This is a genomic window from Marinobacter sp. (assembly GCF_048269445.1).
GTDB lineage: Bacteria > Pseudomonadota > Gammaproteobacteria > Pseudomonadales > Oleiphilaceae > Marinobacter.
Genome location: NZ_JBLXIQ010000004.1, coordinates 431,111 through 443,914 on the forward strand (window position 1 = coordinate 431,111; position 12,804 = coordinate 443,914).

Annotated in this window: 10 protein-coding genes; 4 read left to right on the forward strand and 6 right to left on the reverse strand. The window is 56.4% G+C overall.

Annotated elements, in window-relative coordinates:
• Position 1 precedes the first annotated feature (1 nt).
• The 4 genes from ACN0XM_RS11035 to ACN0XM_RS11050 all read left to right on the forward strand — a co-directional run bounded on the left by ACN0XM_RS11035 (position 2) and on the right by ACN0XM_RS11050 (position 6,527).
• Positions 2-1,804, forward strand: a complete 1,803-nt coding sequence (locus ACN0XM_RS11035) for a PHA/PHB synthase family protein (RefSeq protein WP_417566980.1) — start codon at positions 2-4, stop codon at positions 1,802-1,804.
• Positions 1,805-1,874: 70 nt separating this feature from the next.
• Positions 1,875-3,599 (forward strand): diguanylate cyclase domain-containing protein, encoded by a 1,725-nt coding sequence (locus ACN0XM_RS11040; protein ID WP_417566981.1) that lies wholly within the window; start codon positions 1,875-1,877, stop codon positions 3,597-3,599.
• A 63-nt stretch (positions 3,600-3,662) separates the two neighbouring features.
• The gene (locus ACN0XM_RS11045; RefSeq protein ID WP_417566982.1) at positions 3,663-5,027 is read left to right on the forward strand and encodes a sodium:solute symporter; all 1,365 of its coding nucleotides are present in this window, start codon (positions 3,663-3,665) and stop codon (positions 5,025-5,027) included.
• A gap of 249 nt (positions 5,028-5,276) precedes the next feature.
• Positions 5,277-6,527 (forward strand): substrate-binding protein, encoded by a 1,251-nt coding sequence (locus ACN0XM_RS11050; RefSeq protein WP_417566983.1) that lies wholly within the window; start codon positions 5,277-5,279, stop codon positions 6,525-6,527.
• 127 nt (positions 6,528-6,654) lie between these two features.
• Here ACN0XM_RS11050 and ACN0XM_RS11055 read toward each other — a convergent pair whose 3' ends face one another.
• The 6 genes from ACN0XM_RS11055 to ACN0XM_RS11080 form a co-directional block, all read right to left on the reverse strand.
• On the reverse strand, positions 6,655-8,397 hold the full coding sequence (locus ACN0XM_RS11055; protein WP_417566984.1) for an extracellular solute-binding protein: 1,743 nt from the start codon (positions 8,395-8,397) through the stop codon (positions 6,655-6,657).
• A 224-nt stretch (positions 8,398-8,621) separates the two neighbouring features.
• Positions 8,622-8,897, reverse strand: a complete 276-nt coding sequence (locus ACN0XM_RS11060) for a DUF2160 domain-containing protein (RefSeq protein WP_417566985.1) — start codon at positions 8,895-8,897, stop codon at positions 8,622-8,624.
• Positions 8,898-8,908: 11 nt separating this feature from the next.
• A complete protein-coding gene (locus ACN0XM_RS11065) occupies positions 8,909-9,715 on the reverse strand; it encodes a carbohydrate ABC transporter permease (protein ID WP_417566986.1) in 807 nt (268 codons plus the stop codon).
• A 10-nt stretch (positions 9,716-9,725) separates the two neighbouring features.
• Positions 9,726-10,592, reverse strand: a complete 867-nt coding sequence (locus ACN0XM_RS11070) for a carbohydrate ABC transporter permease (protein WP_417566987.1) — start codon at positions 10,590-10,592, stop codon at positions 9,726-9,728.
• Entirely contained in the window at positions 10,592-11,692 is a 1,101-nt protein-coding gene (locus ACN0XM_RS11075; protein ID WP_417566988.1) for an ABC transporter ATP-binding protein, read from the reverse strand. Before ACN0XM_RS11075 ends, ACN0XM_RS11070 begins: the two co-directional genes overlap by 1 nt.
• Positions 11,692-12,786: an ABC transporter ATP-binding protein gene (locus tag ACN0XM_RS11080; protein WP_417566989.1), complete on the reverse strand. Its 1,095-nt coding sequence runs from the start codon at positions 12,784-12,786 to the stop codon at positions 11,692-11,694. The genes ACN0XM_RS11075 and ACN0XM_RS11080 overlap by 1 nt, the downstream gene beginning before the upstream one ends.
• Positions 12,787-12,804: the final 18 nt, after the last annotated feature.

A 12,804-nucleotide genomic window follows, 5' to 3' on the forward strand; every position in this document is an offset into this window, starting at 1 on the left:
TATGTTCGGCCTGGATACTCTTGGGAAAGCCGTCAAACAGCTCGTCAACAGCTTTGAAACCAATGTCCGGCAGGGGCAGCACCAATTGGAAAAGCTGCTCGGGGATGCAGGCGTCATGGACGACGCGAAACTCTCTACCCTGACTGAAATGTCTGATGCCTACCGGACCATGGCCGAAAACCTGTTGCTGCATCCGCTCAGGTTTGCCGGTGCCGAGCTGGATTTGGCACGCAAGCATCAGGCACTGGGGCATTACACGCTTGTCCGGCTGGCTGGCGGGAACAGGCAACCGGTGGCTGAACCGGAGCCCGATGACCGACGTTTCCAGGCCGAAGACTGGCACAAGCATCTATCTTTTGATGTTCTGCACCAGGCTTATCTGATCAACTCGCGGGCGTTTCTGAACTGGGTTGCAGGCATGGAAGGCCTGCCCCCCGCCAGCAGGGATCAGATGCTGTTCTACGCCCGGCAACTGACCAGTGCGCTGTCACCCTCGAATTTCCCTGCCACCAATCCGGAGGTGCTCCGGATTACCTGGGAGCGGAAGGGCATGAACCTGATTGATGGTGGTCGCCAGCTGATCGAGGACCTGCGACAGAATCCGTCGCTGTTCAATGTCGGGATGACCGATCGCTCCGCCTTTGAGGTAGGCCGCAACCTGGCCACTACCCCGGGCAAGGTGGTGTTCCAGAACGAACTGATGCAACTGATCCAGTATTCACCCACCACCGAAATGGTCAGCAAACGCCCGCTACTGATTGTCCCGCCCTGGATTAACAAATATTACATTCTGGACCTGACCGCCCGGAACTCCTTTATCCAGTGGCTGGTGAACCAGGGCCAAACCGTGTTCGTGATTTCCTGGCGTAATCCTGGCCCTTCCCTCCGGGACAAAGGCTGGGAGGACTACATGGAGCTAGGGCCACTGGCTGCCATGGATGCGGTTGCCGAAGCCACCGGCGAAGAACGCATGAACGTCATCGGTTACTGCATCGGTGGCACCCTGCTGGGCTCCACTCTCGCCTGGCTGAAGAAAAAAGGCCGCAACCCAGTGGCCAGCGCCACCTACCTGACGACCCTGCTGGACTTCTCGGACCCGGGTGGCATCGGCGTGTTTATCAACGATCACTCCATCCGGGGTATTGAACGCATGCTGGAGCGCAAGGGTTACCTGGATGGCCGCGCCATGGCATTTACCTTCAACCTGCTCCGGGAAAACGAGCTGTTCTGGTCATTCTGGACCAACAACTATCTGAAAGGGCAAAAACCGGCGGCCTTTGACCTGCTTTACTGGAATACAGATGGCACCAACCTGCCGGCGAAGATGCACAGCTTCTATCTGCGGGAGATGTATCTGAACAACCGCCTGGTGGAGCCGGATTCACTGACCCTGGCCGGAGAAACCATCAACCTGTCCGCGATTGATGTGCCCTCCTTTTTCCTCTCGGCCCGACAGGACCATATCGCCAAGTGGAAATCCACCTACAAAGGGGCCCTGGCCCACGGCGGCGATGTTCGGTTTGTGCTCTCCGGTTCCGGTCATATCGCCGGTGTGATCAACCCACCATACAAAGAAAAATACGGCTACTGGACCAACGACACGCTAGTGCCTGACCCAGATAACTGGTTCGAAGATTCAGAACATCATCCGGGGTCCTGGTGGCCACACTGGATTGAATGGATTGCGCGCTTCTCTGGCGGAGACGTGCCGGCTCGCATCCCGGGCGAGGGGGCGTTGCCAGTGATTGAGAACGCGCCGGGAAGTTATGTGCGAGTCAAGGCGGCAGACGCGGCAAAATGTTAAACTAATAGAAGTATGTCCGGCATCTGAACGAAACGCCAAACCAACAACAAGACAAAAATCAGGAGAGCCCATGGGGCGGCCGCTACCGATATCACGCATCATGCATAGCGGTCTTTTACTGCGCTGCCCGCCGCAGACCTCAATTGCTGACGCCGCAGCACTGATGGCCGAAAGCTCGGTGAGCTCGATTCTGATCACCGAAAATGACCAGGTGACCGGAATCTGGACCGAGCGGGATGCGCTCACTGTGGATTTTTCCGACCCGGACAGCTTTGAATGCCCGGTCAGCTCAGTTATGAGCTCTCCGGTGCTGACTCTTTCCTGCGGCATGGATGCCGGGGACGCGGCCCTGCGTTTTCGGGAAACCGGAAAACGCCACTTTCTGATCGTCGATGATTCCGGAACCCCGGTTGGCGTTCTTTCCCAGACTGATCTTGCGCTGAATCAGGGTCTTGAACCCTATCTGCGCCTTCGAGAAGTAAGCACAGCCATAACCCGTCCCCCATTGGTTACCTATGGCAAGATACCGATCTCTGAAGTGGCGGCGATCATGCACCGACACCAGGCAGATGCCGTGGTCGTGGATTGTCATGACGAGGGGCTGGGTATTCTCACGGAGCGGGATATTGTGCGCCTGATTGCCCGCAATACTGGCAACGCACTGGCCTCTGACCTGGCCACCAGACCGCTGTTAACCGTCAGCGAGTCGGCCCCGTTGATTCATGCCAGGGACTTGCTGATCAACCACCGGATTCGCCATCTGGCAGTGACCAACAGTCAGGGCGAGGTTATCGGGCTGATTGGCTACAAGGACCTGCTCGCCGGTGCCGAACAGATGTATCTGGACGATTTACGCGAAGCCCTTGAACAGAGGGACCGGGCACTTGCCAAGTCCCGGCAGACTCTCCAGTTGGCGGAGCGGGTGATCGAGTCTTCCTTTGAGGGCATCATGGTTACCGACAAAAACGTCAACATTGAGTTCGTTAATCCAGCCTTCACCCATCTGACAGGCTACAGTCACGAAGAAGTTGTGGGTAAAACGCCGCAGATCCTGTCCTCTGGCCGGCACGACAGCGAGTTTTACCAGCGGATGTGGAATTCACTGGTCACCCATGGCTATTGGCGTGGCGAGATCTGGAACCGGCGCAAGACCGGCGAACTTTATCTTGAATTGCTGACGATCACCGCTATCACCGATGACGAAGGCAATACCACCCACTACGCCGGACTGTTTACCGACATTACCCAGAACCGGAAGAACGAGGAACAGATCCGTCAGCTTGCCTACTATGACGCCCTCACCGGCATTCCGAATCGCCGGCTTCTTGAGGACCGTCTGGAGCACGCCATTCGCCACGCCCATCGCCGCTCATCCCTGCTGGCGGTCATGTTTATCGACCTGGACCATTTCAAGGAAGTGAATGACCGACTCGGCCACGCCGCCGGCGATGAACTCCTGATTCTGTTCACAAACCGGGTTCAGGGTTGCCTGCGTGAAGACGATACGTTGGCCCGTCTTGGCGGGGATGAATTCATCGTCTTGCTACCCGACCTCGAAAAAATTGAAGATGCCTTCCAGGTTGCTGACCGTTTGATTGCGCAGAACCGGAAACCCTACCGCATCAACGGGGAATGCTTACAGGTGGGTGCCAGCATCGGCATCAGCCTCTATCCCCAGGACGGGGCAATGGCCTCAGAACTGCTGCAGGGTGCCGACATCGCAATGTACCGGGCCAAACAGGATGGACGAAATCTGTTCCGGTTGTTCAGCCCCGCCGTTACCGAAGGCGCCTGATCTCGCCCCGCAATCCCCGTTGTGGCACTATTGCCCGCTGAATAACTGGCGGAGACCCACCCCATGTTCTACACCACCCTTGTGGCCATCGCAGTCGCAATGATTCTGTTTGCCTGGCTCGGACTCAGGGCCCGTCTTGCGGACGGCGGGCTGGACGATTACGTGACGGCACGCAACAGCCAGGGAGCCCGGGCCCTCGGGCTTTCATTTCTGGCCTCCGGCATGGGGGGCTGGATTCTGTTCGCACCTCCGGAGGTGGGCGCCCTCGTTGGCCCACTGGCACTTGCAGGCTACGCTATCGGCGCTGCCCTGCCATTTATTGTGTTCGCCTTTTGCGGTCCTGCCATCCGTCGTTTCCTGCCTCAGGGCCGCAGCATCGGTGAGTTTGCGAACGCCTGTTATGGCACCGGAGTCCGCCATTATGTTTCCCTGATCTCGGTGCTTTACATGCTCTGTTTCCTGACCGCCGAGCTCACCGCCATTGGCGCGATCACCTCACTCCTGTCTGGCATCAATGGCGGAATTGTCGTTGTTGGCGTTGCCTTAACCACACTGATTTACACCGCAGTCGGTGGCCTTCGTGCCAGTATCGTCACAGATCAGTGGCAGGCACTCCTGCTTATCGGCCTTCTGGCTATCGTCAGCATTGTGGCAGTGGGCAAGCTACCCGATGCGGCACCGGCAGCACTTCCGGATATTCCGGCACCTGCTGCCCTCAGCGTCGCTCTAACACTGATCATTGCCGTAACCGCCGCCAACCTGTTCCACCAGGGATACTGGCAACGGTTGTGGTCAGCCCGGGATACTGATGCCCTCAGCCGTGGAGCACTGCTCGGCGGCGTGGTTACCATCGGCGTTGTCGCCGTGGTGGGTGGGCTAGGAATCCTGGCGGCCTTGAGTGGCGCCGACCTTGGTAACCCTCCGATTCCGTTCTTTGCCTTGCTGGCCGATGCTCCGGCCTGGCTGGCTTTGCCGGCCCTTATTCTGGCCATTACGCTGGTCGCTTCATCGGTGGATACCCTGCAGAATGCGCTCGCATCCCTGGCGGTTACCGAGAAACAGGGCCTTTCCATTGTCAGTGCCCGATGGTTCACGGTGTTGCTGATGATTCCGGTGGTTCTGGTGGCGCTTCAGGGAATTTCCGTGCTGCGGCTGTTTTTGATCGCTGACCTGCTGTGCGCTACGGCGGTGTTGCCTGTACTGATGGGGCTCTGGGGGAAGATGACCACTCGGGCGGCGATTCTGGGCTGTCTGGCAGGGCTGCTTGGCGCCATCCTTCCGGGATGGGTGTCCGGAGGCAGTTTCATGGCCGGTTTTGAGGCCGCCAGCTTCCCCGGCAGCATACCCACCCTGATGCCATTCGTCGGGGCCCTGGTCGGCTCCGGTGTCGTCAGCGTCTTGGTGGCTCTAGTCCGTCCGAAGCATTAACGGAAAGCGTGGTGAAGTCCCAATATTACTCAAATCGATGTAAAGGGGGCCTTACGGCATGCCGGGCCCCTCAGAGGATGCCAGGATTTGGACATTCATCACCAACCTACAAATTGTTACGAAAACTTCCACTTTAGTCCCATTGTTGGCCCCACAATCAGCGCAGAAACTAGTTCTTCTTGACTAATAACCAAAAAAAGAAAGCAGCAAGCTCCCCCAGTGACGCTGCAATTCTGGAGACCACCCCGAATGAATGTCAGAAAAGTGCTCTTTTCTGCTTGCCTGCTATTGCTGACAAGCACCACCATCTATGCCGAAACTCTGAAAATAGGCCTGAATTACCCTCAGACCGGCCGTTACAAGGATCAGGGGCTGCAGCAGCGTCTGGGTGCCTTTCTGGCGGTTGACGAGATTAACGCAGCCGGCGGCGTTATGGGCCGACAACTCGAACTGGTGATCCGAAATACCCGGGGTGAACCTGCCCGGGGTGCCAAAAACACTGCAGAATTGATCGATCGTGATGGCGTCCAGATGGTGTTCGGCGGTGTCTCCAGTGCCGTCGCCATCGCCTCAGGCAAAGCGGCCCGGGACCGTAACCGTGTCTACTTTGGCACCCTCACCTACTCGAACGCGACCACTGGTGCCGAGGGCCATTCACACATGTTCCGGGAGCCTTACAACGCCTGGATGACCGCCAAGGCCCTGAGCCAATACCTGAAAACCAACCATCAGAACGACGATTATTTCTACATCACCGCGGACTACACCTGGGGTTGGTCGGTGGAGGAGTCGGTCCGGAAGTTCTCTGGCACCGAAGACACCCAGCGCCACAAGGGCGTTAAAACTCCGTTCCCACGAGCCCTGATTACCGATTTCCGTGAGGCACTGGAGCAGGCAGATGCCAGCAATGCCAAAGTGCTGATGATGGTCCTGTTCGGCGACGATATGGTCCGGGCGCTGAATGTCGCCTACGAAATGGGACTCACCGAAAAGATGCAGATTGTTGTGCCCAACCTTACCCTCGGCATGGCGCGGCAGGTCGGCCCAACGATTATGGAAGGCGTGGTTGGCGGCTCCCCCTGGGTCTGGAATGCGCCTTACGAGCTGAACTATCCACGCGGCAAGGAATTCGTGGAAGCCTTCTCCAAGCGCTACGAGATGCGCCCATCAACCGCGGCAGCATCTGCCTACAGCATCGTCTACCAGTACAAGGACGCAGTGGAACGAGCAGGCACAACTGACACCAGTGCCATCATCAAAGCTCTGGAGGGCCATCGGTACACTTTCCTGAAAGACGAACAGTACTGGCGGGAATTCGACCACCAGAACATCCAGACCGTTTACGTGGTAAAGGTAAAGCCGCGCAACACCATCGTGGCCGACGAGTACAGCTCAGACTATTTCAGCATCATCGATTCCATGCCCGGCGATCAGGCGGCTCAGACCCGGGAAGAATGGGATGAGCGTCGCCGGGAGGCAGGCAAGCCCCCCCGGCTCTGAATTTCATTCTGAACGGGCTATCAGCAGTTCAGCTGCCGGCCAAAATCCTCCGTGACAACGGTGCTCTGCCTGCCGCAACAGAACGGTGCTGTTGCGGTAGGCATTGCTCTTAAAGAAACAGCTCGCCTCAGCGGGTTTCTTCCCAGGTTTTCAGCAGTTCGTCATAGGCAACGGTCTTGCCCTGCGGCTTCTCGTTTGCCAGCTTGGGCTTGGGCGCACCTGGCTGATCGAGCCAGTATTGCGGATCGCGGGGTTCGTTCAGCTTGGGGCCGCAAGTCGGCATTACGTTGGCACGCTCAAGACGCTCCATCACTCGATCCTGGGCTTCAGCGAGGCCGTCTAGAGCTTCCTGCGGAGTCGCTTCACCACTGGCGGCCTGAGCAATGTACTGCCACCAGAGCTGAGCCAGCTTCGGATAGTCCGGTACGTTGGTGCCGGTTGGCGACCACTGGACACGGGCCGGGCTACGATAGAATTCCACCAGACCACCAAGCTTCGGTGCCATCTCGGTCATCGCTTCAGATTCGATGTCGGACTCACGAATCGGAGTCAGGCCTGCAATGGTTTTTTCCAGCGAAACGGTCTTGGATACGGTGAACTGGGCATACAGCCAGGCAGCGAGGCGGCGCTTCTGCGGAGTAGACTTCATGAAGGTCCAGGAACCTACGTCCTGATAACCCAGCTTCATACCTTCTTCCCAGTAGGGTCCACGGGGAGACGGTGCCATGCGCCATTTCGGGGTGCCGTCTTCGTTAACCACCGGCAGGCCATCCTTGATCATGCTTGCAGTGAACGCGGTGTACCAGAAGATCTGCTGGGCAATGTTACCCTGAGCTGGCACCGGGCCTGCTTCAGAGAAGGTCATGCCCTGGGCCTCTGGCGGTGCGTACTCTTCAAGCCAATCAACATACTTGGTAGTTGCGTATACTGCAGCCGGGCCGTTAGTGGCGCCACCCCGGCTTACACTGGCACCAACAGGCTGGCACTCATCCACCCGAATACCCCACTCGTCCACCGGCAGGCCGTTTGGCAGGCCCTTGTCACCAGCACCGGCCATGGAGAACCAGGCATCCGTAAAGCGCCAGCCCAGGGACGGATCTTTCTTGCCATAATCCATGTGGCCATATACGCGCTTGCCATCAATCTCTTTCACATGGACTGAGAAGAATTCGGCAATGTCTTCATAGGCGGACCAGTTGACCGGCACACCCAGTTCATAACCGTAAATATCCTTGAACTGCTTCTTCAGGTCTTCACGCTCGAACCAGTCCGCACGGAACCAGTACAGGTTGGCGAACTGCTGGTCTGGCAGCTGATACAGTTTGCCATCCGGGCCAGTGGTGAAGTCCAGGCCAATGAAGTCTTCAAGATCCAGCGTGGGCAGGGTCAGGTCCTTGCCTTCACCGTTGATGATGTCATCAACCGGGAACACCTTGCCGTACCGGAAATGGGTACCAATCAGGTCTGAGTCATTAACCCAGCCATCATAGATGTTGCGGCCTGACTGCATTTGGGTTTGCAGCTTCTCGATAACGTCACCTTCCTGAATCAGCGTATGAGTCAGGTTGATGCCGGTGACTTCAGAGAAGGCTTTGGCCAGAACGTTGGATTCGTATTCGTGGGTAGCAATGGTTTCCGAAACAACATTGATATCCATGCCGCGGAATTCCTTCGCAGCTTCGATAAACCACTTCATCTCTTCCATTTGCTGTTCTTTGGTCAGGGTTGACCGCTTGAACTCTTGATTCACCCACTTCTCAGCCGCATCAGAGTACTGATCAGCGCTGACCTGCAGGCTCAAACCCAGTCCTGCAGCACCGATGGCGGCGCTCAGAAGCAGCGTTCCAGGATATTTATTGTTGTTGAACATATCCAACCTCGTTCGTCTTGTTTTGAGTGAAACGAATCACCGGGTGCTCCGTTCCGGTTACATAGCGCATTTAAGTCGCTATCCGTTAAAGTCAGAACCAATCAATGATCGATTCCGATCATAACTTAGAAAATAGTTCGTTTACGAAATCTTTACAAGGCTTTTCTCGACGGCATTTGCGCCCGAACGTTCGGTTTAACACAAAGCCCGGGCACGCCTTCCATTCAACCCCAGCGCAACAGCACCAGCAGCCAGACCGCGGAAACCGCTAACGCGATCCAAAGCGTGATGTCACTTACTGCAAGGAAAGTCAGATGGATATACGCGGCGGAAAGCAGGCCGATAAAAAGGCGGTCCCCACGGGTCGTCGAGATCGGAAGAAACCCCTTCCGTTCCACGCAGGGTGAGACAATTTCGTATACGGTCATGATCGCCAGAATTGTTGCAATCACGGCGAAGAAAATCGCCACGGACGGTGTCCAGTTCATCCACGCAAGCATGCTTGTTCTCCTTATACCCGTCCAAGGGCGAACCCAGTGGCTACATGGTTGCGAACGAACCAGATAACCAGGATCCCGGGAAGAATGGTGAGAACGCCAGCAGCGGCCAGCACACCCCAGTCGATACCGCTCGCCCCCACCGTTCGGGTCATGATCGCCCCAATCGGTTGAGCATCAACCGACGTCAGCGTTCGAGCCAGCAACAGCTCTACCCAGGAAAACATGAAGGCGAAGAACGCCGTTACCCCAATGCCGGAGCGGATCATCGGCAGAAATATCTTCACGAAGAACCTGGGAAAACTGTATCCATCAATGTAGGCCATCTCGTCGTATTCGCGAGGCACCCCGGACATGAACCCTTCCAGGATCCAGACCGCCAGCGGCACATTGAACAGGCAGTGAGCCAGCGCCACAGCAATGTGGGTATCAAACAGGCCGATGGAGGAATAGAGCTGGAAGAATGGCAGCAGGAACACCGCCGGCGGCGCCATCCGGTTACTCAGCAGCCAGAAGAACAGGTGCTTGTCGCCCACAAACTTGTACCTGCTGAACGCGTATGCGGCTGGCAGAGCCACCAACAGGGTGATCACCACGTTCATGGAGACATAGATCATCGAATTAATGTAGCCGTTGTACCAACTCGGATCGGTAAAAATGACGGCGTAATTCGCAAAGGTAAAATTCTCGGGCCAGAGTGTCAGACCACTGAGTATTTCCTGATTGGTTTTGAACGACATGTTCAGCAACCAGTAGATTGGTGTCAGCAGAATCACAATAACAATGGTGATGCCAACGTTCTTGGAACGCGTCTGTTTCATCACAGTCTCCTTATTTTTCTTTGTCGGCGGCAGTGATGGCGGTGAAGAACAGCCATGAAATCAGCAGCACAATCAGGAAGTAGATCAGCGAGAAGGCCGCCGCCCGGCCAAGGTCGAACTGGCCAATGGCCATGGTGGTCAACGTCTGGCTCAGGAACGTGGTTGAGCTTCCCGGCCCCCCACCGGTCAGAACAAAGGGCTCGGTGTAGATCATAAAACTGTCCATGAAACGCAGTAGCACTGCGATGATCAGAACATTTTTCAGACGCGGCAGCTGGATGTAACGGAACACGGCCCACTTGGAGGCTCGGTCAATCTCCGCCGCCTGGTAGAAGGCTTCCGGTATCGCTCGGAGTCCGGAATAACACAGCAGAGCGACCAGTGGTGTCCAGTGCCATACGTCCATCAACAGCACCGTCAGCCAGGCGTCCAGAGTGTCACCCGTGTAGTTGTAGTCGACCCCCAGGGCATTCAGGGCCCAGCCGAACAGACCGATATCACTGCGGCCAAAGATCTGCCAGATCGTGCCAACCACGTTCCAGGGAATCAGAAGCGGAATGGCCAGCAGTATCAGGGCCAGGGATGCCTTGATACCCGATTTCGGCATCATCAGGGCAACCCCGATGCCAAGCGGAATCTGAATCAGCAGCACGGCGCCGGAGAAAATGAACTGTCGCAGGAGTGAATCCTGAAGCCGCTGGTCATGGAGAATAATTTCAAACCATTCGGTACCAACGTAATAGGCGCTGCCGGGCCCAAAGATGTCCTGAACCGAGTAATTCACCACAGTCATCAACGGAATCAGCGCCGAGAAAGCCACGAGAAGAAAGACCGGCAGCACCAGCCACCAGGCGCGGTTGTTCGGTGTCTTGACCATTATTCTTGCTCCTTGATCAGAAACTCGTCCACGTAGAGCATCAGCCACTGGCTCGGGAAGGAGAGATGCACGCAGGCGCCGATGTCGGCCTCGAAATCTTCACTCTGGCGCACTTTCAGAGTTTCGTGGCCAAGCTTAACGGTAACGATCTTGTAGGTACCGAGATCCTCGACATCCAGAACCCCGGCTTCGTGGCTTTCGTCGGAAGGCTGCCCGGAAACCTCGATGAATTCAGGGCGAATACCGATCTTGATGTTGCCGGTTTTCAAGCGCTTGAGCGCATCCACCTTCCAGTTTTCCAGGGGCACCACTGTATTGCCAAAGCAGACCCCACGAGGGCAACGCTGCACTTCGATCAGGTTCATGCCCGGACTGCCGATGAAGAACCCGACGAAGGTGTGATTGGGCCGCTCAAAAAGCTCGGTCGGGGTGCCAAACTGGACAATCTGGCCGCCGTACATCACCGCAATCTTGTCGGCGAAAGTGGAGGCCTCCAGCTGGTCGTGAGTGACATACACCATGGTGATGTCAAATTGCTCGTGAATCTGCTTCAGCTTGCGCCGCAGCTTCCATTTGAGCTGAGGGTCGATAACGGTAAGCGGCTCATCGAACAGAATGGCCGATACGTCTTCCCGGACCAGACCACGGCCCATGGAGACCTTCTGCTTTTCATCCGCAGTGAGGTTCTTGGCCTTTTTGTAGAGCTTGTCTCCGATTTCCAGAACCTCCGCAATCTCATGAACCCGGGCCTTGATCTTGGAGGCCGGCATCTTGTTGTTCTTGAGGGGGAACGCCAGGTTATCGAACACCGTCATGGAGTCATAAATCACCGGGAACTGGAACACCTGCGCGATGTTCCGGTCTCGTGGCGACAGCTCGTTGACGCGCTTGCCATCGAAAAGCACATCTCCCTCGGACGGCTGCACCAGCCCCGAGATGATGTTCAGCATGGTGCTTTTGCCGCACCCCGACGGTCCCAGCAGAGCGTAGGCGCCACCCTTGTGCCAGACGTGGTCCAGTTGCCGGATAGCGTAATCATCCGGCCCCTCCTGAGTATCGGTGTAGCTGTGGGCGAGTGATTTCAATTGAATTTCAGCCATCAGACCGACCCTCCTGAAGCCCGGGATGGTGTGTGAACCAGCTGCTCGTTGTTGTCGAAAACGAACAGTTTGTTGATCGGCAGGTAGACCTTGATGGGAGCACCGGTGTGATACTGGTGAACGCCCATCAGCTGCAACACCATTTCGAAGTGACTGTTCTCGACATGCATGAAGGTTTCAGAACCGCTGATGTCACTGAGCTCGACCTCCATCGACATTTCGAGATCGTCATCGCTGGCAGGAACCAGGCCGATATGGCTGGGCCTGATACCGAACCAGTAATCACCCGGTTCGAGCCGTCGCAACTCCTTGGTCAGGGCATGGTGCGAATATTCGTCGAATGTCACCTCGGTATCCGTGACCCGGCCGCGAATCATATTCATCGGGGGTTCACTGAACAGTTGTGCAGCCAGAGTGTTCACCGGTGCCCGGTATACATCCATTACCGGCCCGTTCTGAATTACCCTGCCCTCATGCAGCAGCGTGGTATTTCCGCCCAAGGCAAGTGCTTCATTCGCCTCCGTAGTGGCATACACCGCAATACACTGGCGCTCACGGAACAGTTCCCGTAATTCCGCCCTTAGCTCTTCGCGCAACTTGTAATCAAGGTTGACCAGAGGCTCATCGAACAGAATGAGAGTGGCGTCTTTTACCAGCGCCCTGGCCATCGCGGTGCGCTGCTGCTGACCACCAGACAGCTCCAGCGGATAACGTTTCAACAGCGGATCGATCCGCAGCATTGACGCGGTTTCCTTAACTCGGCGATCAATTTCAGACTCGGGCATCTTTGCTAGCCGCAGCGGCGAGGCAATATTTTCGTAGACTGTCAGATTGGGGTAATTGATGAACTGCTGGTAGATCATTGAGATATTGCGGTCCTGTACGCTCTGCCCTGATACGTCCTTTCCGTTGTAGATCAAACGGCCAGTGTCGGGTTTGTCGAGCCCGGCCATCAGTCGCATGAGAGAGGTTTTTCCGGCCAGTGTCCGGCCGAGCAGAACGTTAAAGGAACCCGCCTCGAAGGTGAGGTTCGCATCCTGGATGTAGTCGACACCGTCAACCACACGGGAGAGGTTCTCCAGTGTTAAGGACATAGGTTTTCCTTTTTGTTC

Excerpts from the sequence above, each read along its gene's own strand:
- ACN0XM_RS11035 (WP_417566980.1), top strand. The coding sequence starts at position 2 with ATGTTCGGCCTGGATACTCTTGGGAAAGCCGTCAAACAGCTCGTCAAC.
- ACN0XM_RS11040 (WP_417566981.1), top strand. The coding sequence starts at position 1,875 with ATGGGGCGGCCGCTACCGATATCACGCATCATGCATAGCGGTCTTTTA.
- ACN0XM_RS11045 (WP_417566982.1), top strand. The coding sequence starts at position 3,663 with ATGTTCTACACCACCCTTGTGGCCATCGCAGTCGCAATGATTCTGTTT.
- ACN0XM_RS11050 (WP_417566983.1), top strand. The coding sequence starts at position 5,277 with ATGAATGTCAGAAAAGTGCTCTTTTCTGCTTGCCTGCTATTGCTGACA.
- ACN0XM_RS11055 (WP_417566984.1), bottom strand. The coding sequence starts at position 8,397 with ATGTTCAACAACAATAAATATCCTGGAACGCTGCTTCTGAGCGCCGCC.
- ACN0XM_RS11060 (WP_417566985.1), bottom strand. The coding sequence starts at position 8,897 with ATGCTTGCGTGGATGAACTGGACACCGTCCGTGGCGATTTTCTTCGCC.
- ACN0XM_RS11065 (WP_417566986.1), bottom strand. The coding sequence starts at position 9,715 with ATGAAACAGACGCGTTCCAAGAACGTTGGCATCACCATTGTTATTGTG.
- ACN0XM_RS11070 (WP_417566987.1), bottom strand. The coding sequence starts at position 10,592 with ATGGTCAAGACACCGAACAACCGCGCCTGGTGGCTGGTGCTGCCGGTC.
- ACN0XM_RS11075 (WP_417566988.1), bottom strand. The coding sequence starts at position 11,692 with ATGGCTGAAATTCAATTGAAATCACTCGCCCACAGCTACACCGATACT.
- ACN0XM_RS11080 (WP_417566989.1), bottom strand. The coding sequence starts at position 12,786 with ATGTCCTTAACACTGGAGAACCTCTCCCGTGTGGTTGACGGTGTCGAC.